The organism is Sphingomonas sp. CBMAI 2297, assembly GCF_029870595.1.
Lineage (GTDB): Bacteria > Pseudomonadota > Alphaproteobacteria > Sphingomonadales > Sphingomonadaceae > Sphingomonas.
Map to the genome: position 1 here is coordinate 165947 of NZ_JAPDIR010000004.1, position 22907 is coordinate 188853.

Here is a 22907-nt window from a genome sequence, read left to right on the forward strand (position 1 = left end):
CACTGCCCTCCCTCTTCCACGCGACGAGGCCCGCCTGGCGGCAAAGGCATCAGAAGGGATAGTCGCCTTCGTCTTCGCGGAACAGCGTTCCCGATTGGAACTCCACCAATAGCCGGGTTCGACTATCCACTGTGCCGAAAATCAGCACCCGGTCCCGATAGAGATAGGAACCACCGACATAGCAGGGCACCCCATCCAACAGCCTCTCAAGGAAACCGGGTACGGCGATCGCGATCGCTTCGCCATCCTCAAGCACAAGCGTCGCATTGTCGCCGATGACCCGCAGTTCGCCGCGCAACTCTTGCACGGCCCGGATCACATCTCTCCCCGCGCCCGGCGGATCGCGTACCATTTCTGCACATTGGCGTTGTGCTGCTCGAGCGTGTCCGCGAACACGTGCCCGCTGGTGCCGTCCGCCACGAAATACAGCGCCGACGAAGTCGCGGGATCGAGCACCGCGTCGATGCTCGCCCGGCCCGGATTGGTGATCGGGCCGATCGGCAGGCCCACCTTCTCATAGGTGTTGTAGTCGTTCTTCGCATGCACCTCGGAGAGGAGCGGACGGCGGCCGAGCGGCTTGCCCTTGGTGATCGGGTAGATGAAGGTCGGGTCGGCCTGGAGCATCATGTTCTGGCGCAGGCGGTTCGAATAGACCGCGGCGACGGTGCGGCGCTCCTCGGGCTTGCCGGTTTCCTTCTCGACGATCGAGGCGAGCGTGAGCGCGTCGCGCGGATCGTTCACCGCGATGCCGGGCTTGCGCGCCTCCCAGGCCTTGGCGAGGTAAGTCGCCATCGCCTTCTGCATGCGATCGAGCACCGACTGGCGGGTATCGCCGCGATTATAGGCATAGCTGTCCGGCAGCACCGTGCCTTCCACCGGCACCTGGATCTCGCCGGTGAGCTGCGGCGCCTTCATCAGCGTCTCGTAGACGAGGATCGAAGGCGTGCCTTCGGGAATCGTGACGAAGCGCTGGAGCGTGCGGCCGCCCTGCATCATCTTGAGAATGTCGGACTGGCTGAGATGCGCCGGCACGCGATATTCGCCCGCCTTGATCGCATCCTTGCTGCCCAGCAGCTTGGCGAGCACGAGGAACTGGCGAGCCGAGCCGATCGCACCGGCCTTTTCCAGCTCGGTGGCGGCGCGCGACAGGCTCGCCCCTTCCGGGATCATCACCGTCAGATTCTGCTTCGCCGGACCGGCCCCGCCCCAGAGCTGGAGCACGCCCATGCCGAGCGCGACCAGCACCAGGATCGCGACCAGAACGGCACAGCCGCCAAGCCGCTTGCGGGGCTTGGCAGGCTGTTCCGCCGGCGCTGGCGCTTCCTCAGACAGACTTCATCACCAGGCTGGCATTGGTGCCACCGAAGCCGAACGAGTTGTTCAGCACCGCGCGGACCTTGCGCTGCTTGGCGATGTGCGGAACGAGATCGACGCCCGCGCAATTCTCGCTCGGATTGTCGAGGTTCAGCGTCGGCGGCACGATCTGGTCGCGCAGCGCCAGGATGCAGAAGATGCTCTCCACTGCGCCCGCGCCGCCCAGCAGGTGGCCGATCGCCGACTTGGTCGAGCTCATCGAGAGGCCGCCGATCGCGTCGCCGAACAGGCGGCGCACCGCGCCGAGCTCCAGCTCGTCGCCCAGCGGCGTCGAGGTGCCGTGCGCGTTGATATAGTCGATGTCGCCAAGGTCGAGGCCCGACTTCTTCATCGCCATCTGCATCGAGCGGAAGGCGCCCGAGCCCTCGGGATGCGGCGCCGTGACGTGATAGGCGTCGCCCGACAGGCCATAGCCGACGACTTCGGCATAGATCTTCGCGCCGCGGCGCTTGGCATGCTCATATTCCTCGAGCACGACGATGCCCGCGCCCTCACCCATGACGAAGCCGTCGCGATCCTGGTCCCAAGGGCGGCTGGCCTTGGTGGGGTCGTCGCGGAAACCGGTCGACAGCGCGCGCGCCTGGCCGAAGCCGGCGATGCCGATCGGGCAGACCGTGCTCTCGGCGCCGCCGGCGAGCATGATGTCGGCATCGTCCATCGCGATCATGCGCGCGGCGTCGCCGATCGAGTGGGCGCCGGTCGAGCAGGCGGTCACCACCGCATGGTTCGGGCCCATCAGGCCATATTTGATCGAGACCTGGCCCGAGATCAGGTTGATCAGGCGGCCATGGACGAAATGCGGGCTGACGCGCTTCGGGCCCTTCTCGGCCAGGACGAGCGATTCGCTCTCGATGCCCGGCAGGCCGCCGATGCCCGAGCCGATCGAGCAGCCGGCGCGGAAGCGCATCTCCTCCGGCATGTCGGTGAGGCCGGCATCCTCGATCGCCTGGCCGGCGGCATCGATGCCGTAGACGATGAACGGATCGACCTGGCGCTGGACCTTGTGATCGACGCGCTTGCCCGGATCGAAGCCATATTCATGGTCCGGACCCTTCACTTCGCAGGCATAGTTGCTCTGGAAATCGGTCGCGTCGAAGCGGGTGATCGTGCCCGCGCCGGACTTGGCGGCGATGATGTTCTTCCAGGCAGTCTCGACATCCGCGCCCAGCGGGGTGACGAGGCCAAGGCCGGTGACAACTACACGGCGCATCCGCTTTCTCCGTCAAACTTCTCGAAATTCGCACATGAAAGCAGGCGAAATACCTGATTTCATGGCAAAAACAAAACGGCTCCCCGCCCAACTCTCTTCGAGCCCGGGACGGGGAGCCGCTGGATTCTCAAGCTCGGCCCATAAGGGCGCGATCGCCCGGGGGCGATCAGCCTGCCTGGTGCTCGGAGATGTAGGAGACCGCGTCGCCGACGGTGCTGATCTTCTCAGCCGCGTCGTCGGGAATCTCGACGCCGAATTCCTCTTCGAACGCCATCACCAGCTCGACGATGTCGAGGCTGTCGGCGCCCAGGTCATCAATGAAGCTCGCCGTCGGCGAAACGTCGCCTGCGTCGACACCGAGGTGATCGACGACGAGCGCAGTCACGCGGGTGGTGATCTCTTCCTGAGTGGCCATGGTCCCTGTTTTCCTTTGTAGCTAGGGGCTCAATATCGTTGGAACGCACCTAGATCGCACATGATGTCGTTGCAAGAGGGTGCGCGTGGGTGCCGTTGCGGTCAGGCCTGCGAAAACTGCCAGGCCGCGTAGCGGACGGTGCTGAGGAAGAGGAAATATTTATTGAGCAGCGCCGCATTGGCGCGCGTCTGCTTCGCTTCGTCGGTGACCGAGGCGATCACCAGCTGCTGCATTTCCTCGGTGGTGAGCGGACGGTTGCGCGCATCCTCGGGCAGCGCGTCGAACCGGGTCTCGAGCTCGTTGGGGTCGAATCCCTGGTCGACAACGGCCTTTTCGGCGATCGGCTGGCCGAGCCTGGCGAGCGTGTAGACCCGCGCGGCCTCCAGTGCCGCCTCGGACCATTTGTGCGCATCGGCGCATTCCTTGGCGGCGATCGAGATGCCGCTGCCGACCGCCGGATCATAGGTGGGGCGCACTGCGGCGCCCTCCCCCATGTTGCGCGTGACGTCCTTGCCGATCTGCTCGGTCAGGGCAGGCTTGAGCTTGCCGATCACGCAATCGATCGTCGCGAGATCCGCGGCCCTGGCCGGGATTGCGAAGGCTGCGGCCATGAGAGCCGCGATTCCGAAAAGACGCATAGACATCACACTCCAGCCGCTAGCGCAGCGATGTTGGGCCCGTGATACTTGCCCATCTCCAAGAGCGCTCACAAGGTCTTCCAGATTTCGATCATCCGGGGGGCTCGCACGCTGAAGAGCATGTACATCGTTCCCATTTCGAGATCGGTGGCGTCCGTCGTCAAACCAGCCGCACGGATTTCATCGCGCATCCATTGCTTGTCTGCGGAAGTGAGCGCCTTGGAGATGAGGCGATCGCGTCGGTCGGCGGGCATGTTCGCGACGGACACGTTGATGCGATCAAGCACTCCATCGTGCTTGCCGAGCTCGGTGGCCAGGTAATCCCGCATCACGATTGTCTCGAAATATCGGCCCGCCGCGTCGCCAACCGCTCCGTTCCACCGATAGCGATCGAGGCACGGTTTGGCCTTGGCCTGGATCATACGGCCGAACGCCTCCAGCGATGGACCGCCGCCATGCGCCACTTGAAACGCCACGCTTCCCACGGCGGAGGTTTCCAAGGCATCGAGACATTGCAACTCGCTCGCATCCCGCGCAAACGACACATTAGGCAATGTGGTCGCCAACAGGATCGCCGTAGTCAACGCTTTCATCTTATGCCCCCTGCCAGCCCCGCCAGGCTCACAGCATCGCCATACCGCCATTCACATGCAAGGTCTGGCCGGTGACGTAGCTTGCCTCCCTGCTGGCGAGATAGACGACGGCGGCGCCGATGTCCTCGCCCTCGCCCAGCTTGCCCGCGGGGATGCGGCCGAGCAGCGCTTCCTTCTGCGCCTCAGGCAGCACATCGGTCATCGCCGAGCGGATGAAGCCCGGGGCAACGCAGTTCACCGTGATGTTGCGGCTGGCCAGTTCCTGGGCAAGCGCCTTGGACATGCCGACAAGGCCGGCCTTGGACGCGGCATAATTGGCCTGGCCGGGGTTCCCGGTCGCGCCCACGACGGAGGTGATCGAGACGACGCGGCCGAATCGCGCCTTCATCATCGGCTTGGCGGCGGCGCGGATCAGGCGGAAGGCGGCCTCAAGGTTCACGGTGATGACCTGCTCCCACTCCTCGTCCTTCATTCGCATCGCAAGATTGTCGCGCGTGACGCCGGCATTGTTGACGAGGATGTCGAGCTGGCCGAGCGCCTCGACCGCCTGGGGCACCAGGGCATCGACCTGGGCCTTGTCGGAAAGATTGCAGGGGAGCGCGACATGATCGCCGCCCAGGCTGGCGCGAAAGGCCTCGAGCTTCTCGGCATTGCTGCCCGACACGGCGAGCCGGGCGCCTTGCGCGGCCAGCGCCCTGGCGATCGCGGAGCCGATGCCGCCGGAAGCGCCGGTAACGAGTGCGGTCATGCCTGTGAGGTCGAACATTGGGGGTCTCCAGAGGAAAGAAGTTATTGGTTCACGCGGAGGCGCGGAGACGCGGAGGGGGAATAATCGTTCACGATTCGCCTGAGCCCCTCCTTCAGCGTTGCGCCGCCGAAGTTGATCAGCAGCCCTACGGGCTGTTTGGTCAGACGCAAATAGGTGAGAAGCTGCTTTCCGTGCACGGCGGTCAAACGCTCGACCGACTTGATCTCGACCAGCAAGCGCTCTCCCACCAGCAAATCTATGCGGAACGCTCCCTCGAACCGAAGGCCGTCAAACTCGATGTCGATCGGCCGCTGACGTGCAACGGCATATCCCATTGAAGCCAGCTTGCTGGCAAGAATAGCCTCGTAGACGCTTTCGAGCAGGCCGGGGCCGAGTTCACGATGCAACCGCAACGCGACATCCACGACGTCGCCGCTGATCTGCTCAATGTCCCTCAAGCCCAATCTCCGCGCCTCCGCGTCTCTGCGTGAACCACTCTCTGCCTGTTTACAGCCCCTTCGCCAGCGCCTCGATATCGTCCATCGTCACCACGCTCACCGGCGCGGCATCGGGGGCGATGCGCTTGACCATGCCGCCCAGCACCTTGCCGCCGAACTCGACATAATCGGTCACGCCCGCCGCAAACATCGCCAGCACCGATTCGCGCCAGCGGACCATGCCGGTCACCTGCTCCACGAGCAGCGCGCGGATCGTGTCGGGATCGGCGACCGGCGCTGCCGTGACATTGGCATAGACCGGCACCAGCGGCGCTTGGATCGAGACCGCCGCCAGCGCCTCGGCCATCGCGTCGGCGGCAGGCTGCATCAGCGGGCAGTGAAACGGCGCCGAGACCGGCAGGAGCAGCGCCCGCTTGGCGCCCATCTCCTTGGCGATCGGGAGCGCGCGCTCGATCGCCTCGCGGTGCCCCGAGATCACCACCTGCGACGGATCATTGTCGTTGGCGACGGTGCAGACCTGGCCCTCGGCCGCCGCGTCCGCGATAGCCTGGGCCTTTTCGCGGTCGGCACCGAGGATCGCGGCCATCGCGCCGACGCCGACGGGCACGGCCGCCTGCATCGCATCGCCGCGGATGCGGAGCAGCTTCGCGGTAGTCGCGAGGTCCAGGGCACCGGCGGCGCAGAGCGCGGTATATTCGCCGAGCGAATGGCCCGCGACGAAATCGGCCTTGTCGGCAAGGCGGATGCCGCCTTCCTTCTCGAGCACGCGCAGCACCGCGACGGCATTGGCCATGATCGCCGGCTGGGCATTGGCGGTGAGGGTCAGCTGATCCTCGGGCCCCTCCACCATCAGCTGGAACAGCTTCTGGCCCAGCGCCTCGTCGACTTCCTGGAAGACTTCGCGGGCGGTGGCACTCGCTTCGGCCAGGGCCTTGCCCATGCCGACGGCCTGGCTGCCCTGGCCGGGGAAGATGAAGGCGCGCATGTCTCTCTCCTGTCGGCGGCGCTGCAATGGGGCCGCGCGTTAGAACCGCGCCCTGCCCGACGCAACCCCGGGCGCGCCGCGCCGAAACTGAACGAAGCCGCCGCGCTTGCGAAACATTGCGACCATTTCGCGTATCGAACGGGAAACACCTGCGACACGGCCTGCCCAGATTGCCTCCGACGCCAGAGCAATCCGGCGCCACCGACAAGAGGAGTGCAGTCATGAAGAAGTTCGTTCTCGCCGCCGTCGCCGCGTCGCTGGTCGCGACCCCGGTGCTCGCCGCCGCCCCGCAGCACGGCCGTCTGCCGGCGCAGCAACAGGTGGTCGTCAAGAAGAAGGTCGTCGTCACCAGGCCGGGCTATCGCAACTGGCGCAAAGGCGAGCGCTTCGACAGCCGCTATGCCCGCAACTATCGCCAGATCGACTATCGCCACTATCGCGGCCTGAAGGCCCCGCCGCGCGGCTATCGCTATGTCCAGTCGGGCAACGACGCAGTGCTGGTGGGCATCACCTCGGGCATCATCGCGGCGGTGTTCGCGGGCGCGATCCGCTGAAGCAGAACCCGGGACGGACGCACGAAACGGCAGGGCCATGCCCTGCCGTTTTACGTTCGCGCGAAGAATCCGACTCCTCGTTTCGGCTCCGTTAGTGTTATGGTTAACGAGCGTCGACAGGGAGGAATGCAGGATGTTCAGGGCAGCAGCCCTCACGGCCCTTGCCGCGGCCGTGTTGATGCCATTCGCCACGATTGCGGCGGACCGCGACGATGGCGGCCTCGCCCCCGATTTCGAAGGCCAGGTCGCCTATTTCGGCAATTATACCGGCAAGACCTCGGTCACCGCCGATCTGCGCCGCCGCGAGCAGGCCCCCTGCCCCTATCCCGACCAGCGCTGCTATCAGCAGGTCGTCGGCGGCGGCGTGAAGGTGGTGCTCAGCTTCGATGGCGAGCACGTCACCGGCTTCTATTATTCGGTCGGCGGGTTCGAGGGGCCGAACGGGCTGCGCGAAGGCACGCTGATCGGCCGGCGCACCGCGGTGGGCTGCGAACTCTACGAGGCGGACGGCACGATGTGGCAGGCGACGACCTGCGGCGCCAAGGGCTTCCAGGGCCAGATCGTCTCGGTGCGCGGCATTCCGAAACAGTCCGAAGTGACCTTCTCCACCGTCGGCATGTTCGTGCGCGACACCGGCTGGATCACCAAGCTGGGCGAGGAAGAGGCGCGGCGCGACCGCCGGATCAACTGGCTGACCCCCCGGCTCGACGGACCGGGATCGCCGGAAAGCCGCTTCCGCGCCGCGGTCGAGCTCGACAGCTTCTCGCGCCATTTTCGCGGCATCGACATGGGGCGGGTTGCCGAGCCGGTGCGCTCGGGCAAGCCGCGGAAGAACCGCGAATGGTATCTCGACAGCAGCTATGCCCGGCCGGACGGCAGCACCGGCAACGTCCGGGGCGTGGTCTATAATGACCGGATCCGCTGCATCCAGTGGGACGACGAATCCTGCGGCCCGATCCATCCGCCGGCGGACTTCCCCAAGCCCCGGCTCGACGATGATGGCGGCTGGCTCTCGCGCAGCCCGGCACCGATCGTGGCGAGCGACACCCGGCCGATGCCGCGGCCGCGGGGGAATGGCGACCGGTATTGAGCGGGGCCGATGGGAGCAAGGCTTGCGGCCTGGCCCGGATGCGTCTCCCTCCTCCCTAAGCACCGGCGGGGTTTAGCGCTTGCCTCTCCTGCCCGCCTCCGCTAAGGGCGCGCCTTCGTTCGAGCAGGAAGTGGTTCCCGTTCGCGCGATACCATTGACTTGAGACGACAGCCGGAGGGGCGCCGCATGGGGTGGCGTCAGCGATCGGCCAACATGGAAGAGAATACATGGCTCTTTACGAGCACGTGTTCCTTGCGCGCCAGGATCTGGCCCAGGCGCAAGTGGACGCTCTGGCGGAAGCCGCCACCAAGATCGTCGAGGACAACAACGGCAAGGTCGTCAAGACCGAGACTTGGGGCCTTCGTTCGCTCGCCTATCGCATCGCCAAGAACCGCAAGGCGCATTACGTGATGCTCGAGATCGACGCGCCGGCCGGCGTGGTCGCCGAGCTGGAGCGCCAGACCCAGATCAACGAAGACGTGATCCGCTACATGACCGTCAAGGTCGACGAGCTGGAGCAGGGCCCGTCGGTGATGATGCGCAAGGGCGACCGTGAGCGCGGCCGTGGCCGTCGCGACCGTGACGAGGCCGGCAACACCGGTTTCGGCGAGTAAGGGAGTAGAGAGAACATGGCACGCCCGTTTTTCCGCCGTCGCAAGAGCTGCCCCTTCTCCGCGAAGGACGCTCCCCGGATCGACTATAAGGACGTCCGTCTGCTCCAGGGCTTCGTCTCTGAGCGCGGCAAGATCGTCCCGTCGCGCATCACCTCGGTGAGCGCCAAGAAGCAGCGCGAGCTGGCCCAGGCCATCAAGCGCGCCCGCCACCTGGGCCTGCTGCCCTACATCGTTAAGTAAGGAGCGCACCCCATGGACGTTATTCTGCTTGAGCGCGTCGAGAAGCTCGGCGGCATCGGCGACGTGGTGAAGGTCAAGGACGGCTTCGCCCGTAACTACCTGCTGCCGCGCAAGAAGGCGCTGCGCGCCAACGAAGCCAACAAGAAGGTCTTCGAGGCCAACCGCGCCCGCATCGAGGCCGAGAACGCTTCGCGCCGCACGGACGCGGAGAAGGAAGCCGGCTCGTTCAACGACGTGTCCGTCACTCTGATCCGCCAGGCGTCGAACACCGGCCAGCTCTACGGCTCGGTCGCGGTGCGCGACCTGGTCGAGGCGCTCGTCGCCGACGGCCACAAGGTCACCAAGGCGCAGGTCGTGCTCGACAAGCCGATCAAGGCGATCGGCGTGTACGAAGTGCGCGTCGCGCTGCACCCCGAGGTGTCGGTGACCGTCAAGGTCAACGTCGCCCGTTCGCCGGAAGAGGCCGACATGCAGGCCCAGGGCGTCGACGTGATGGCCCAGATGTTCGAGGAAGGCCGCGACACCACCGGCTTCGTCGAGGATTATGATCCGAACGCCGAGCCGGGCGCGACTGCCGAGGTCCGCGAGGAAGCTCCGGCCGCCGACGAAGGCGAGACCGCCGAGGGCTGATCGCCCCCGTCACGGGAAAATGAAAGGGCCGCCCCGGAATGCCGGGGCGGCCCTTTTCTTGTGCGACCCATTGGAGACTTCAGCACTCCGGAGAAATCCCAAGTAAAACCCAGGCATCAACCAGAACTCATGAATGCAACCATTGCATCACGGGCAAGAAACGCAAGCACCAATCACCGCCGCCAACGGGATCAAGGCCAATACCACGGGCAAAACCTTGTTCATCTTGATCAGAACCTTGCCTGTTGTTCACCGCATAGAACGAGCTGGGCCGAGCAAGGTTGCAGCGTGCGTTAATCTTTTGTTCGGGAGGCATTCACCCCGATACCGTCTATAGGGAGCGGGATGCCACCTTTCCTCCCCCTTGCGCTCGCGATCGTCGCGCCGCCCCAGGCCGGGCTGGAGGCCGCGATACTCACCGAGATCAATTTCGCCCGCACTCGGCCACACGACTATGCCGAACGCCTCCGCGCCTATCGCAAGCTCTTCAAGGGCAGGATCGTCCGCTATCCCGGCAATCCGGACGGGCTGCGCACCAACGAGGGCACACGGGCAGTGGACGAAGCGATCCATTTCCTCGAGCGTCAGGCGCCCCTGGAACCGATCGAACCGTCCGCCCTGCTCGCCCGCGCCGCGCGCGACCATGTCCGCGAGCAGGGACCGAGCGGGCGCACCGGGCATATCTCGGCCGATGGCGGCAATCCGCGCGTCCGCGTGCAGCGCCGGGGCGGCGGCGACTATGTCGCCGAAGTGATAACCTATGGTCCGCCCAGCGCCGTCGAGGTGGTCCGCCAGCTGATCGTCGATGACGGCGTGCCCGGCCGCGGGCACCGCCGGACGCTGTTCGCGGCCGAGATGCGCCATGCCGGCGTCGCCTGCGGGCCGCACAAGGGGTATCGGGTGATGTGCGTCGCCGATCTCGGCCGGCAGGCCGACGGCCGCCCCTAAGGTTAACTCCCGAATATCCGCTTGCCTTCTCAGGCGGTTAAGCGGATGTCACTATCCGTGACGCAACGGACGGGCGCGGGGCCCGGCCGGCTCCGGGGGGAGCCCGATCGTGATTGCCAAGAGCCGCTGGATCGCCGCGCTCGGCGCGGGCGCCCTGTTGCTGGCCGGCGGCACCGCCGCTTCGGCCGGCGAGCGCGCCACCAATGCCTCGCGCCTCGAGCATGACGTACTCACCGAGATCAATCGCGCGCGCGCGAACCCCCGCGAATATGCCGAGACGCTGCGGGAATATCGCGACTTTTTCGACGGCCGGGTGCTGTTCCTGCCGGGCGACCAGAACGGCGTGATCACCAACGAGGGCGTCGACGCAGTCGATGAGGCGATCGATTTTCTGGAGCGTCAGGAGCCGTTGCCGCCGCTCGGCCGGGCTGAGTTGCTGACGCTGGCGGCACAGGATCATGCCGACGACCAGGGCGCCACCGGCGGCAACGGCCATGTCTCGCGCGACGGGCTGAGCCCCGGCGAGCGCGTGCGGCGGCATGGCGGCGACATCTATGTCGGCGAAGGCATCTGGTATGGCAGCGGCGACGCAGGCGCGGTCGTCCGCAGCCTGATCATCGACGACGGCGTGCGCGGCCGGGGGCATCGCGCGCTGCTGTTCCAGTCGGACTTCCGCTTCGCCGGCGTCGGCTGCGGCGCGCATCGACGCTTCGGCAGCATCTGCGTGGTCGATTTCAGCGGCACCGCCGACGGCTCGCCGGTGGTGCCGGAATGGGCCCGGGCACGCGGCGGCCAGGTTTTTCGGATGCCGGCGACGACGAAGCGCTGAGGCGCATTGCCAGACGCTCTCTTATCGGTGAGGATCGTGCCTAAATGGCTTATCTGGTGCTGTTCCTCGCGGGGGCGCTGCTCTGCAACGCGATCCCCCATCTCGCCGCCGGCCTGCGCGGCGAACCCTTCCCCACGCCCTTTTCCCGCCCGCGCGGCGTGGGGCTCTCAACGCCGCTGATGAACTTCTACTGGGGCTCGGCGAACCTGCTGATCGGCATCTCGGCGCTGCTCAGCTATTCGCTGCGGATCTATGGCATATGGCCGGTGATCGCCGGCTGGCTGGTACTGGGAAGCTATTGCGCGTGGCACTTCGGGAAGGTGCGGCGATAGGCCGATGCATGCGCCCTGGTTCAGAGGCTGGGCAGGCTTTGTATATTGTCGCCTCGTGGCGGGGCTGGCTCGCCACCATTTCCTGCCTGGCAGTCGGAGGCGCGCTGGCGCGGGACCGCTGACCGGGCACAGCCCCCGGACAACAAGCCTATCTGAAGAAAATGATCGGCTCTTCGAAGAAAATCCGCTTCGGCGGGCCACCGGTCGAGAAGCGGACCGCCGCTGGAGCGGCACCCGCAAAGCTGTCGCCGACGGCAGGCGACAATATCAGCTTGCCGCCGCGGATCGTCACGCGCACCCCATAGTCGAGAACGCCATATTGCCCGATGTAACGGCCATGCGTCATGACGATTATTCGCCGGCCCCCATGGCTGGCGCACTCCGGGCAAACGGGCCGCAACTTGTAACGATAATCGTAAATGGCGAAGCTGCGCCCGCCGGCCCGGATATTCCCGATCTTGCGGACGGCGATCTGGTCTCGCCCGCAGTCGATCGAGCCCGAAAATGCGCCCGCGATCAATGCAGGGGCGAGCCCCTTCAGGCATTTCGCCCCGGATCGATCATCCGCCGCCGGTCCATGGATCGACCAAAGGGACAGGATCATCGCGGCGAATGTGCTGAGAATCATCTCACTTCCGCCCGAACAATTTCTCGATATGACGGCGAACAAGCGCTACCCAGTCGCCGGCCGGGCGCTTATCGGGACCTGCCACGACATAGAACGCGTTCGAAGGCGGCGGGATGCGCAGTTCCCAGCCGAACGCGACAGCAACCGCCTTGGCCAGTTCACGGATCCGCTCCCAAGTCGGATGCGTCCGAAGCGCCTCCTCCGTCCAGAAGCCGGTAGGGCCGCTCATCGATACGAGCACCGCATCCAGCGCATCGATCGCCCCGCGCTGTTCGGCGGTGACCTCATGCTCATGCCCGACCAACTCGTACAGGCCATCCTCGAAATCCAGCGCGAGCTCGTCCGCCTTGCAGACGAAATCGGGGAACAGCGAAAGCTGCACTTCGGCCGGCTGCGCCAATGCGAGGATGGCGCGCTGCATCGCGTCTCGCGCCATCACTTCCGCCCGAACAGTTTCTCGATATCGCCATGCGCCAGCTTCACCCAGGTCGGGCGGCCATGGTTGCACTGGCCCGAATGCGGCGTGACTTCCATCTCGCGGAGCAGCGCGTTCATCTCGGCCACCGACAGCACGCGCCCTGCCCGCACCGAGCCATGGCAGGCCATGGTCGCCGCGACATGGTCGAGCTTCTCCTTGAGACTGAGCGCCTCGTCGAAGCTGGCGAGTTCGTCGGCGAGATCGGTGACGAGCGCGTGCACGTCGCCCTTGCCGAGCGCGGCCGGCACCGCGCGGACCAGCATCGCCCGCGGACCGAAACGCTCGAGATCCAGGCCGAACTCGGAAAGCTCGGCGGCGCGGGCCTCCAGCCGGTCGCAGCCGGGCTCGTCCAGCTCCACGACTTCGGGGACGAGCAACCCCTGCGACGCCACGCCGCCCTCGGACATGGCACGGCGCATCCGCTCGAGCACGAGCCGCTCATGCGCGGCATGCTGGTCGACCAGGACCAGGCCGTCCTCGGCCTCGGCGACGATATAGGTCCTGGCGACCTGGCCACGCGCCACACCGAGCGGATGCTGGACGCTCTGCGGCACGGGCTCGACCGCCGGCTCGGCGCGCGCGAGCGGCGGCGGGGCCGAGAAGCTCGGGCGACGATCCTGGACGCTCGCGTAACTATAGGTCGGCGCCGGGTGGTACTGCGGTGCCGGCGCGAGGCCGGGTCCGGCATCCCATAGCTGCGGCGCAGGCGCCACCGGCACATTGGTCTCGCTGGTCCACATCCCCAAAGCCGCCTCGCTCGGGCGCTGGGCGCTGCGATGGCCCGCGTCGTCCAGCGCGCGGCGCAGGCCCGAGACGATCATCCCGCGCACCAGCGCCGGATCGCGGAAGCGAACCTCGGTCTTGGCCGGATGGACGTTCACATCGACCTGGTCGGGCGGCACGTCCAGGAACAGGGCGACCACCGGATGGCGATCGCGCGCCAGCATCTCGGCATAGGCGCCGCGCAGCGCGCCGATGAGCAGCCGGTCCTTCACCGGGCGGCCGTTGACGAACAGATATTGGTGATCGGCCACGCCGCGATTGAAGGTCGGCAGGCCGGCAACGCCGCCCAGCGTGATCCCCTCGCGCTCGAAATCCACCGCGACGCTGTTCTCGGCCAGCGCGCGATCGGTGAGCCCGGCCACCCGCTCCGGCCCGGTCTCCCCGCCCTGCACCTGCAGCGCCCGGCGGCCGTCATGCTCCACCGAGAAGGCGATATCGGGCCGCGCCATGGCGAGGCGCTTCATCACGTCGAGGCTGGCGGCATATTCCGCACGCGGCGAGCGCAGGAACTTGCGGCGCGCCGGCACACGGCCGAACAGCGCCTCGACTCGCACGCGCGTGCCCGGGGGAAGCGCCGCCGGGCCTTCGGAGACGAGCGCGCCATTGTCGACCACCCGGCTCCAGCCCTCGGCGCCGCGCACCCGGCTCTCCAGCGTCATCCGCGCCACGCTGGCGATCGAGGGCAATGCCTCGCCGCGAAAGCCCAGGGTCGTGACCTGGTCGATCTCGTCGTCGGGGAGCTTGGACGTGGCGTGGCGCTCCAGCGCGAGCGCCATTTCGGGCGGAGACATGCCGCAGCCGTCATCCGTGACCTCGATCAGGTCGGTGCCGCCGCCGGCCAGTTTGACGGCGATCCGGGTGGCTCCGGCGTCGATTGCGTTTTCGACCAGTTCTTTCAGCGCGCTGGCGGGGCGTTCGACCACTTCTCCCGCTGCAATTCGGTTGACAAGGTGTTCGGGCAGACGGCGTATTGACATGGTCGTTGCTCTAGCCCAAGCGGCGGCATCCCGCGACCCCAACCGCATGGCAACCAGGCCGGATTCTCCAGTCCGTCCCGGAAAGGTCCCGGACTAGATATTTTGTGCGATTAGCCGGCGGCGGGCGCCCGCCTGGCAGGACGGAAACATAGATGGCATTTCCCCGCTTGTTCAATTTCATGTCCCACGACATGGCGATCGACCTCGGCACCGCGAACACGGTGGTGTACCTCCGCGGCCGCGGCGTTGTCCTCAACGAACCGTCGGTGGTGGCGGTCGAGACGCTCAACGGCGTCAAGCGCGTCAAGGCGGTCGGCGACGACGCCAAGCTGATGATGGGCAAGACCCCGGGCAGCATCGAGGCGATCCGCCCGCTGCGCGACGGCGTGATCGCCGACATCGACATCGCCGAGGAGATGATCAAGCACTTCATCCGCAAGGTGCACGGCCAGCGGCGCTTCATGCGCTGGCCGCAGATCGTGATCTGCGTGCCCTCGGGCTCGACCTCGGTCGAGCGCCGCGCGATCCGTGACGCCGCGTCGAACGCCGGCGCATCGCAGGTGTGGCTGATCGAGGAGCCGATGGCGGCCGCGATCGGCGCCGACATGCCGGTGACCGAGCCGATCGGCTCGATGGTGGTCGATATCGGCGGCGGCACCACCGAAGTCGCGGTGCTCTCCCTGCGCGGCCTCGCCTATTCCACGAGCGTGCGCGTCGGCGGCGACAAGATGGACGAGTCGATCGTCTCCTATGTGCGCCGCAACCACAATCTGCTGATCGGCGAAGCCACGGCCGAGCGCATCAAGCAGGAAGTCGGCGTCGCCAAGCCGCCGGCGGACGGCATCGGCCAGACGATCCACATCAAGGGCCGCGACCTGGTCAACGGCGTTCCCAAGGAAATCCAGATCAACCAGGGCCAGATCGCCGAGGCGTTGTCGGAGCCGGTCGGCACGATCGTCGAGGGCGTGCGCATCGCGCTGGAGAACACCGCGCCGGAGCTGGCGGCGGACATCGTCGACCAGGGCATCGTGCTCACCGGCGGCGGCGCGCTGCTGCAGGGGATCGACGAAGTGCTGCGCGACGAGACCGGCCTGCCGGTCACGATCGCCGAGGATCCGCTGACCTGCGTGGCGCTCGGCACCGGGCGTGCGCTGGAAGATCCGGTGTTCCGCGGCGTCCTCATCTCGGTCTAATCGGAGCAAAGGGGTATGGCGCCGCCACGCAACCGGCGCCCGGGGTTTTCGCGGCGGGCGCAATACGGGCTCTTCCTCGGCTATGTGGGGCTGGTCGGCGGAATGCTGATCGCGGCGGGCCTCTTGCTGCTTTCGATATTCAATCCACCGGCCTTTGGCGCGGTGCGTGGCTTCTTCTCCGAGATCACCACGCCCATCGCCTCCGCCTTCACCTGGGTGCGCACCAGCGTCGCGGGCGTGCCCGAGGGCGTCTCCAGCTATGTGAACGTTCGCGGCGAGAATGCGCGGCTCAAGAAGCAGATCGCCGATAACGAGCTGCTGGTCGAGCGCGCGCGCACGCTCAACCAGGAGAACCGGCACCTGCGCGAGATGCTCAAGCTGCACGACGTCTCCACCGATGCCGTGGTGGTGGCGCGGCTGGTGGCGAGCTCGATGGGCAGCACCCGGCGCTATGCCACGCTCAACGCGGGCGGCTGGCAGGGCGTGAAGGCGGGGCAGCCCGTGCGCCAGCCCGACGGGCTGATCGGCCAGGTGGTGGAGACCAGCCCCAATACGGCGCGCGTGCTCCTGATCGTCGATCCGGAAAGCATCGTCCCGGTGCGCCGCACCCGCGACGGCCTGCCCGCGATCGCCACCGGGCGCGGCGACGGGCTGCTCGACGTGCGCTCGGCGAGCGTGGCGACGATGATCTTCCAGCCGGGCGACACCTTCGTCACCTCGGGCACGGGCGGCATCTTCTCGCCGAACATTCCCGTCGCGCGGGTGATCCGCACCTCGCGCGACATCGCGGTGGCCCAGCCCTCGGCCAATCCCGACGCGCTCGATTTCGCGCTCGTCCAGGCGACGTTCCTGCCCGATCCCACGCCGGCACCGTCCCCTCGCCCCTCGGCCAGCGCAAAGCCCAAGGCCGAGAAGAAATAGCGGTGACCGACTATATCCCCCTCGGTCGCAGCGAGAAGATGCCGCGCAGCATCTGGCTGGCGCCGCTCTCGGTGATGCTGGGGTCGATGACGACCCTGTTGCCGGTGGTGGCGACCGTGCCGTTCCTGCCGCCCTTCGGGCTGCTGCTGCTGCTCGCCTGGCGGCTGATGCGGGCCGATGCCATGAAGGTGTGGATGCCCGTGCCGCTGGGTTTCTTCGACGACATGCTGAGCGGCCAGCCCCTGGGCAGCGCGATGCTGCTCTGGTCGGCGGCGGTGCTGATGGTGGACGTGCTCGATACGCGGCTGGTGTGGCGCGACTTCTGGCAGGACTGGCTGATCGCCAGCGGCGCGATCGCCTTCGTGCTGATCGGCGGGCGACTAGTCGCGGTCCCCTTCACGGCGCATGTCGACACGGCGCTGCTCATCCAGATTCTCGTCTCCGCGGCGCTGTTTCCCGTGGTTGCCCGGTTCTGCGCATGGCTCGATCGGGATAAGAAGCGACAATAATGGCCCGGATCACCGAAGCAGCGCAGGCTTATAGTTTCTCCCGCCGCGCGCTGGTGCTCGGCGGGATCCAGGGCGCGGCCGCGCTGGTGCTGGCCGGGCGGATGACCTGGCTCGCCGTGTTCGAGAACGAGCGCTACCGGCTGACCGCCGAGAGCAACCGGGTGCGCCTCACGCTCACGCCGCCGCGGCGGGGCTGGATCGTCGACCGCAGCGGCATCCCGATCGCCAACAACCGCACCGCGTTCCGCGTCGACATGATCCCCGACCGGATGGAGGACAAGGAGAAGACGCTGGGCATGCTCCAGCAGATCCTGAGCCTCTCCGAGGAAGAAATGTCGCGCATCCGCACCGACCTGAAGCGGGCGGCGGGCTTCCAGCCGGTGCAGGTCTCGGACAATCTCGACTGGGAGCGCTTCGCCGCGGTGAGCGTGCGCGTGCCGGAGATGCCCGGCGTGCAGCCGACCCGCGGCTTTTCGCGCAACTATCCGCTCGCGGCCGGTGTCGCCCATCTCGTCGGCTATGTCGGCACCGCTTCGGCCGAGCAGTATCAGAAGGAAAAGGACCCGCTGCTCGTCGCTCCAGGCTTCAAGCTGGGCAAGGACGGGCTGGAGAAGACGCTGGAGGATCGCCTGCGCGGCACTCCGGGCGCCAAGCGCGTCGAGGTCACGGCGCATGGCCGGCTGGTCAAGGAACTCGCCACCCGGCCCGACCAGCCGGGCGAGACGGTGAAGCTCACCATCGACGCGCTGCTCCAGGAATATGTCGCGCGCCGGCTGGGCACCAATTCCGGCTCGGCCGTGGTGATCGACGTGAGCAATGGCGACATCCTCGCCATGGTCTCGATGCCCGCTTATGATCCCAACAGCTTCTCCGACGGCATCAGCCGCAACGAATGGAAGATGCTGAGCGAGGACGACCATGTGCCCTTGATGAACAAGGTGCTGCAGGGCCTCTATCCGCCGGGCTCCACGGTGAAGCCGATGAACGGGCTGGCGCTGTTGCACGCGGGCGTCGATCCCAATGCCCGGGTGGTCTGCTCGGGCGCGCTGCGCGTGGGCAACGGCGTGTTCCACTGCCACAAGCGCGGGGGGCATGGCGCGCTCGACCTCAAGCATGCCATCATGCAGAGCTGCGACATCTATTTCTACGAGATGGTCCGCCGCGTCGGCTATGACGCGGTGGCTCCGATGGCGCGCGCGCTCGGCCTTGGCCAGAAGTTCGACCTGCCCTTCACCACCCAGCGCTTCGGCACCGTGCCCGACAGCGCCTGGAAGCTGAAGCGCTACAAGCAGCAATGGACCGTCGCCGATTCGCTCAACGCCTCGATCGGCCAGGGCTATGTGCTCGCCAATCCGCTGCAGCTGGCGGTGATGGCGAGCCGGCTGGCGTCCGGGCGCCAGCTCATTCCGCGGCTGCTCGCGGATGCTCCGCACCAGGATGCCCCGCCCCTCGCCTCCACGCCCGAGCAGCTGGCGATCATCCGCGACGCGATGTTCGGCGTGATCAATTCGGGCGGCACCGGCGGCGCCGCGCGGATCCAGGTTCCCGGGGTCACCCTGGCCGGCAAGACCGGCACCGCGCAGGTCCGCCGCATCACCATGGCGGAGCGCGCATCCGGCGTGCTCAAGAACGCCTCGCTGCCGTTCAAGCTGCGCGACCACGCACTGCTCGTCTGCTTCGCCCCGGCGGACAATCCGAAATATGCCGCCGGCATCGTGCTCGAGCATAACGGCCACACCGTCCGCAATCTCGACACGCCGATGATCGGCCGCGACATCATGACCTTCCTGTTCGACCGGAAGCTCGCGATGGAATCGCTGCACCGCGAGGAGCCGACCTGGGGCGGCGACTATCGCACCCGGATGGCCGAGCAGGCGCGGGCCTTCAAGGCGGCCCAGAGCGCGCCGCCGCCGGAGGCGCCCGAGGATGCGGCCGAGGCGGCGAGCACCGTCGCGTCCGAAGCCGCCAACGCCACGACCAGCAACACGATCGACAGCAGCGCGGCCGAACGCGGCAGCGTGGAGGCAGACTGATGGCCACGCTCCAATCCTCGGGCCTCGGCCCCTCCGGCATCGTTCCCGGGCCGCTCGCGCAGCTGCCCTGGCGGATCATCGGGCTGGTGGTGGCGATCGGCATGTTCGGGCTGGTCGTGCTCTATTCGGCCGCGAGCGGCAGCATGACGCCCTGGGCGTTCAACCAGGGGCTGCGCTTCTTCGTCTTCCTCGCCATGGCCATCGGCCTGTCGCGCGTGCCGGAGAGCTTCTGGGCGCTGGGCGCCTTCCCCATGTACATCGTCATCGTGGTGATGCTGGTCGGCGTGGAGCTGCTGGGCGCGGTGGCGGGCGGCAGCCAGCGATGGCTCGACCTGGGCTTTATCCGACTGCAGCCTTCCGAGCTGATGAAGCCGGTGATCGTGATGGCGATGGCGCGTTTCTACGAGATATTGCCCGCGGGCGAGATCCGGAAGTTCGGGGCGATCTGGCCCGCCGGCGTGCTGATCGGCATTCCGGCCGGCCTGGTCATGCTCCAGCCCGATCTCGGCACCGCGCTGATGATCACCGCGGGCGGCGTGACGGTGATGTTCCTGGCCGGCATCCCGCTGCGGCTGTTCATCGGCGGCGCGCTGGCGCTGGCGGTGGCGGCGCCGCTGGCGGTGAACTTCGTCCTGCACGACTATCAGCGCAACCGCGTGCTGATCTTCCTCGATCCCGAGAGCGATCCGCTGGGCACCGGCTATCACATCAGCCAGTCCAAGGTGGCGATCGGATCGGGCGGGGTGTTCGGCAAGGGCTTCCTGCAGGGCACCCAGAGCCATCTCGACTATCTGCCCGAGGGGCATACCGATTTCGCGCTGGCGACGATGATGGAGGAATGGGGGCTGATGGGCGGCTTCTTCCTGATCGTCGGCTTCGGCATCCTGATCCGCTGGGGGATCGGCGTGAGCATGCGCGCGCAGAGCCGCTTCGCCCGGCTGACGGCGGCGGGGCTCTCCGCCACGATCTTCTTCTACTGCGCGATCAACATGGCGATGGTGATGGGCCTGGCGCCGGTGGTGGGCGTGCCGCTGCCGCTGATCAGCTTCGGCGGCACGGCCGTGATGACGTTCATGATCTGCTTCGGAATCCTGCTCTCGATCGACCGCCAGAGCCGCCGCGTGCAGCGCTGGTGATTTTTTTGTGATTGGGGGTTTACAAGCCGCGAAGCGCGCCGCTAAAGGCGCTCCTCCACTGCGGAGGCGCACCCACCAAGGGCGCCGAAACAAGCCGGAATGGACGCATAGCTCAGTTGGTAGAGCAGCTGACTCTTAATCAGCGGGTCCTAGGTTCGAGCCCTAGTGCGTCCACCATTTTCCTCAGTGCTTTGACGCCCATCGCGAGCGGCGATCATTCTCCAGACCGATATCGAAGGCAGCAGCCGGCATGCGAAGCTGCCTGACGGCTCCGGCCTGCGATGTCAGGCGCCCGCCGCCAACCAGCCCCGGCCGCGCATTTCCCGGGCCCGCGCGGCCGCTCCCCGGTCACCTGTCGCGAACCGCATCGCCCGACACGCGCCGTACCAGATGGCAGCCGTCCGGCTGCTGCTCGAACCCCCAGCGCTGCCCGGTGAAGCGCGCGATCACATCCGCCGCGGTCCGCGCGTGCTGGCTCGGCTTGACCGTCGTGAAGCTTCCTCCCTCCGCAATCGCGAAAGGCAGCAATAGCTGATCGGCCAGATACGGCCCGGCGAACGCCCGCGATTCCAGAAACCCGGCCATGCGATGCGCCGCGGTCTTGGCAAGCGCCTCCGCCGATACGCCCAGCCGGCCGAAGCCGGTGACGATCTCCGTCGCATGCTCGAAGACCGCCTCGAGCAGCAACGCATTGCCCGGCCCCTGCGCGTCAGGAAGCTCGCGAACCGCGAAGGACCGTTCGGGCCAGTCCGGCAGCAGCTTGCGCGCGGTGGCGAGTTCGCGCTCCGCGATGCCGTGCGGCAACGCCGCGAACAATGCCGTACCGGTCACCGACAGCAGCGCGCCGCGATCGAGGCAGTGGATCGGAGCCAGCGCGCGCGGGATGAGATCGACCTCGATCCGGCCGCCGCCGCGCGGGTAGAAACCGTGGCGCACCAGCCGCATCTCGATCCCCGCGCCCATACGCCGCACCACGGGCGCGAACGCCTTCGCCACGAAGTCGAACGGCGGCGCCAGCATGTTGTGAGTGCCCCCCTCGAGGACCAGCCGCGAGGGGCCGCCGGCGAGGAGCAAAGGCATCAGCACCGTCTGCAGGACCAGCCCAGTGCTGCCCGCGGTGCCCACCGCGAAATGATATTCGCCCGGCGCGACGCGGCCCGGCGTGAAGCTGAAGTCGGAGGCACCGACCGCCACGCCCTCGCAAGTCGCGCCGCCGATCGCGCACGCCGCCTCGATCGCGGTGACGTGCTGGCGCATCAGCCCGGGCTTCTCGCGCTTGCCGCGAGTATTGATGATGCGGAAGGGCTGCCCGGTGACGAGCGACAGTGCGCAGGAATTGCGCACGATCTGGCCGCCGCCTTCGCCTTCCGATCCGTCAATGATGATCATGTATTCACCAGTTCGAGAAAAAGTTGGTTGGCGCGATCGACGAAGCGGTCGCGCAGCTTGCGCGCGGGCAGTTCGCCCGCGCGCCCGAGCTCGCCGCGGATCAGCGCGTCGATCTCGGGCAGGCGGGTGCCGTTGGCGCGCTCGTTGGTGCGTGCCTTGGCCTCGACCAGCGCCTCGACCTGCTCGACCAGCACGGCCGGCAGATCGCTGGCAGCGACCAGCGCCTGCAGGTTCATCGGCGGGCGGGCATCCGGGTTCAGCCGGATCGCGCGGATCGCCAGCGCGGGACGCAGGGCGTAGAAATATTTCTTCACCGGCACGTCCCCCGCGCCGTCTAGCCAGCGGTCCGCCGCCAGCTTGCCCGAGCGCGCATAATGATAGGCGATCGCCCGCGGATCGAGCAGATCGTCCGCCAGTTCGGCGAGCCGGGCGATGCAGGGGTCGTCGGTCCGGTAGCGGATCGGCGAGAGCATCCATTCGCTCACCACGGCGTTCGACTTGAGCAGCAGGCCGAGCGCCTTGCGCACGTCCCAGCCGTTCAGGTCGATCTCGTCCTCGATCGGCGTCTCGATCACGTCGCGCCCCGGCGCGAGCGACAGATACCAGTCGCGCGGGCGCACATAGAGGAAGCGCACATCGTAATCGCTGTCGGGCGAGGGAAAGCCCCAGGCCCGCGAGCCGGACTCGATCGCGAGCAGCAGGCGCACGCCATGCGTCGCCTCGATCGCGTCGAGCCGGGTCTCAATCTCCTGCCGGACGGCGGGAGGGATGGCATTGCATGTGTCGAGGGCAGTCATGGTTCGTCGATCCAGGTGGTTTTCGTCGGTTCGGGAATAAACAGGCGCGGCGACCAGCAATCGGTGCGCAAGGTCCCGATCTCCGCGCCGCATCGGCACATCTGGTTGGGCCCGTCGATACCGGCGAGGCCGCAACAGCCGCCCAGCCGGTTTCGATTGCGGGTCAGGCGTACCGCCGCGGTGAGATCTTCCGGGTTCAGCCAATATTGCGGCGTGAAACCCGGTTGCACGCAGTCCCCGAACACAGGTGTCGGCTCGTACGACTTGAAGCCGATCCCGCGCGCCGTCAGCGGCTTGCCATTCTCGAAATCCGGCTCGGGTACCGCCGGATCCTTTCCCGAAAGGATCTCCAGCGGCGCGCTGAGCCGGGCGCCGCACGCGGCGCAGTGCAGGGACTTTCGCATC

28 protein-coding genes and 1 tRNA gene are annotated in these 22907 nt (G+C 67.1%); 14 read left to right on the top strand and 15 right to left on the bottom strand.

What is annotated here, in order from left to right:
* Positions 1-49 precede the first annotated feature (49 nt).
* The 9 genes from OMP43_RS07685 to fabD form a co-directional block, all read right to left on the bottom strand.
* The gene (locus tag OMP43_RS07685; RefSeq protein WP_280279131.1) at positions 50-319 is read right to left on the bottom strand and encodes a hypothetical protein; all 270 of its coding nucleotides are present in this window, start codon (positions 317-319) and stop codon (positions 50-52) included.
* Positions 316-1227, bottom strand: a complete 912-nt coding sequence (gene mltG / locus OMP43_RS07690; protein WP_280279285.1) for an endolytic transglycosylase MltG — start codon at positions 1225-1227, stop codon at positions 316-318. The genes OMP43_RS07685 and mltG overlap by 4 nt, the downstream gene beginning before the upstream one ends.
* Positions 1228-1324: 97 nt before the next feature.
* On the bottom strand, positions 1325-2584 hold the full coding sequence (gene fabF / locus OMP43_RS07695; RefSeq protein WP_280279132.1) for a beta-ketoacyl-ACP synthase II: 1260 nt from the start codon (positions 2582-2584) through the stop codon (positions 1325-1327).
* 166 nt (positions 2585-2750) lie between these two features.
* Positions 2751-2999 carry an acyl carrier protein gene (locus tag OMP43_RS07700; RefSeq protein WP_086129474.1) on the bottom strand — a complete coding sequence of 83 codons (249 nt, stop codon included), beginning with the start codon at positions 2997-2999 and terminating at the stop codon, positions 2751-2753.
* Between the two features lie 101 nt (positions 3000-3100).
* On the bottom strand, positions 3101-3610 hold the full coding sequence (locus tag OMP43_RS07705; protein ID WP_280279133.1) for a hypothetical protein: 510 nt from the start codon (positions 3608-3610) through the stop codon (positions 3101-3103).
* 95 nt (positions 3611-3705) lie between these two features.
* Positions 3706-4230 (bottom strand): hypothetical protein, encoded by a 525-nt coding sequence (locus OMP43_RS07710; protein WP_280279134.1) that lies wholly within the window; start codon positions 4228-4230, stop codon positions 3706-3708.
* Positions 4231-4258: 28 nt separating this feature from the next.
* Positions 4259-4996: a 3-oxoacyl-[acyl-carrier-protein] reductase gene (gene fabG, locus OMP43_RS07715; RefSeq protein ID WP_280279135.1), complete on the bottom strand. Its 738-nt coding sequence runs from the start codon at positions 4994-4996 to the stop codon at positions 4259-4261.
* A gap of 23 nt (positions 4997-5019) precedes the next feature.
* The gene (locus OMP43_RS07720; protein WP_280279136.1) at positions 5020-5436 is read right to left on the bottom strand and encodes a GxxExxY protein; all 417 of its coding nucleotides are present in this window, start codon (positions 5434-5436) and stop codon (positions 5020-5022) included.
* Between the two features lie 49 nt (positions 5437-5485).
* Complete coding sequence (fabD, locus tag OMP43_RS07725) at positions 5486-6421, bottom strand: ACP S-malonyltransferase (RefSeq protein ID WP_280279137.1); 936 nt, start codon at positions 6419-6421, stop codon at positions 5486-5488.
* Between the two features lie 221 nt (positions 6422-6642).
* Between fabD and OMP43_RS07730 the strand changes: the two genes are divergently transcribed.
* The 8 genes from OMP43_RS07730 to OMP43_RS07765 all read left to right on the top strand — a co-directional run bounded on the left by OMP43_RS07730 (position 6643) and on the right by OMP43_RS07765 (position 11658).
* A complete protein-coding gene (locus OMP43_RS07730; RefSeq protein WP_280279138.1) occupies positions 6643-6975 on the top strand; it encodes an RcnB family protein in 333 nt (110 codons plus the stop codon).
* 133 nt (positions 6976-7108) lie between these two features.
* Complete coding sequence (locus OMP43_RS07735; RefSeq protein WP_280279139.1) at positions 7109-8065, top strand: hypothetical protein; 957 nt, start codon at positions 7109-7111, stop codon at positions 8063-8065.
* A gap of 227 nt (positions 8066-8292) precedes the next feature.
* Complete coding sequence (gene rpsF / locus OMP43_RS07740; RefSeq protein WP_280279140.1) at positions 8293-8679, top strand: 30S ribosomal protein S6; 387 nt, start codon at positions 8293-8295, stop codon at positions 8677-8679.
* A gap of 15 nt (positions 8680-8694) precedes the next feature.
* Positions 8695-8919: a 30S ribosomal protein S18 gene (gene rpsR / locus OMP43_RS07745; RefSeq protein ID WP_010543816.1), complete on the top strand. Its 225-nt coding sequence runs from the start codon at positions 8695-8697 to the stop codon at positions 8917-8919.
* A 12-nt stretch (positions 8920-8931) separates the two neighbouring features.
* Positions 8932-9549: a 50S ribosomal protein L9 gene (gene rplI / locus OMP43_RS07750; RefSeq protein WP_280279141.1), complete on the top strand. Its 618-nt coding sequence runs from the start codon at positions 8932-8934 to the stop codon at positions 9547-9549.
* 345 nt (positions 9550-9894) lie between these two features.
* Complete coding sequence (locus OMP43_RS07755; RefSeq protein ID WP_280279142.1) at positions 9895-10497, top strand: CAP domain-containing protein; 603 nt, start codon at positions 9895-9897, stop codon at positions 10495-10497.
* A 109-nt stretch (positions 10498-10606) separates the two neighbouring features.
* The gene (locus OMP43_RS07760; RefSeq protein WP_280279143.1) at positions 10607-11326 is read left to right on the top strand and encodes a CAP domain-containing protein; all 720 of its coding nucleotides are present in this window, start codon (positions 10607-10609) and stop codon (positions 11324-11326) included.
* A gap of 44 nt (positions 11327-11370) precedes the next feature.
* Positions 11371-11658, top strand: coding sequence for a hypothetical protein (locus tag OMP43_RS07765; protein WP_280279144.1), 288 nt, complete (start codon positions 11371-11373; stop codon positions 11656-11658).
* Between the two features lie 148 nt (positions 11659-11806).
* Here the strand turns inward: OMP43_RS07765 and OMP43_RS07770 are convergent, their stop codons facing one another.
* From OMP43_RS07770 to mutL, 3 genes are read right to left on the bottom strand one after another with little or no spacing between them, the layout of a single operon-like run.
* Positions 11807-12286, bottom strand: a complete 480-nt coding sequence (locus OMP43_RS07770) for a hypothetical protein (RefSeq protein WP_280279145.1) — start codon at positions 12284-12286, stop codon at positions 11807-11809.
* 1 nt (position 12287) lies between these two features.
* On the bottom strand, positions 12288-12707 hold the full coding sequence (locus OMP43_RS07775; RefSeq protein ID WP_280279146.1) for a hypothetical protein: 420 nt from the start codon (positions 12705-12707) through the stop codon (positions 12288-12290).
* Positions 12708-12721: 14 nt separating this feature from the next.
* The gene (gene mutL, locus OMP43_RS07780) at positions 12722-14524 is read right to left on the bottom strand and encodes a DNA mismatch repair endonuclease MutL (RefSeq protein WP_280279147.1); all 1803 of its coding nucleotides are present in this window, start codon (positions 14522-14524) and stop codon (positions 12722-12724) included.
* A 152-nt stretch (positions 14525-14676) separates the two neighbouring features.
* Here mutL and OMP43_RS07785 point away from each other — a divergent pair, with 152 nt between their 5' ends.
* From OMP43_RS07785 to OMP43_RS07810, 6 genes are all read left to right on the top strand, one after another.
* Positions 14677-15717 (top strand): rod shape-determining protein, encoded by a 1041-nt coding sequence (locus OMP43_RS07785; RefSeq protein ID WP_086129461.1) that lies wholly within the window; start codon positions 14677-14679, stop codon positions 15715-15717.
* Between the two features lie 15 nt (positions 15718-15732).
* Complete coding sequence (mreC, locus tag OMP43_RS07790; protein ID WP_280279148.1) at positions 15733-16638, top strand: rod shape-determining protein MreC; 906 nt, start codon at positions 15733-15735, stop codon at positions 16636-16638.
* A 2-nt stretch (positions 16639-16640) separates the two neighbouring features.
* Entirely contained in the window at positions 16641-17147 is a 507-nt protein-coding gene (mreD, locus tag OMP43_RS07795; RefSeq protein WP_345851622.1) for a rod shape-determining protein MreD, read from the top strand.
* Positions 17147-19180 (top strand): penicillin-binding protein 2, encoded by a 2034-nt coding sequence (mrdA, locus tag OMP43_RS07800; RefSeq protein WP_280279149.1) that lies wholly within the window; start codon positions 17147-17149, stop codon positions 19178-19180. Before mreD ends, mrdA begins: the two co-directional genes overlap by 1 nt.
* Complete coding sequence (rodA, locus tag OMP43_RS07805; RefSeq protein WP_280279150.1) at positions 19180-20316, top strand: rod shape-determining protein RodA; 1137 nt, start codon at positions 19180-19182, stop codon at positions 20314-20316. The genes mrdA and rodA overlap by 1 nt, the downstream gene beginning before the upstream one ends.
* A 101-nt stretch (positions 20317-20417) precedes the next feature.
* Positions 20418-20493: transfer RNA gene (locus OMP43_RS07810), tRNA-Lys, on the top strand.
* Positions 20494-20664: 171 nt separating this feature from the next.
* Here OMP43_RS07810 and rtcA read toward each other — a convergent pair.
* Genes rtcA through OMP43_RS07825 form a run of 3 tightly spaced genes read right to left on the bottom strand, consistent with a single transcriptional unit; the run spans position 20665 to position 22906 of the window.
* Complete coding sequence (rtcA, locus tag OMP43_RS07815; protein WP_280279151.1) at positions 20665-21705, bottom strand: RNA 3'-terminal phosphate cyclase; 1041 nt, start codon at positions 21703-21705, stop codon at positions 20665-20667.
* Complete coding sequence (locus OMP43_RS07820) at positions 21702-22502, bottom strand: nucleotidyltransferase domain-containing protein (protein ID WP_280279152.1); 801 nt, start codon at positions 22500-22502, stop codon at positions 21702-21704. The genes rtcA and OMP43_RS07820 overlap by 4 nt, the downstream gene beginning before the upstream one ends.
* Positions 22499-22906: a hypothetical protein gene (locus OMP43_RS07825; protein WP_280279153.1), complete on the bottom strand. Its 408-nt coding sequence runs from the start codon at positions 22904-22906 to the stop codon at positions 22499-22501. The genes OMP43_RS07820 and OMP43_RS07825 overlap by 4 nt, the downstream gene beginning before the upstream one ends.
* Between the last annotated feature and the right edge of the window lies 1 nt (position 22907).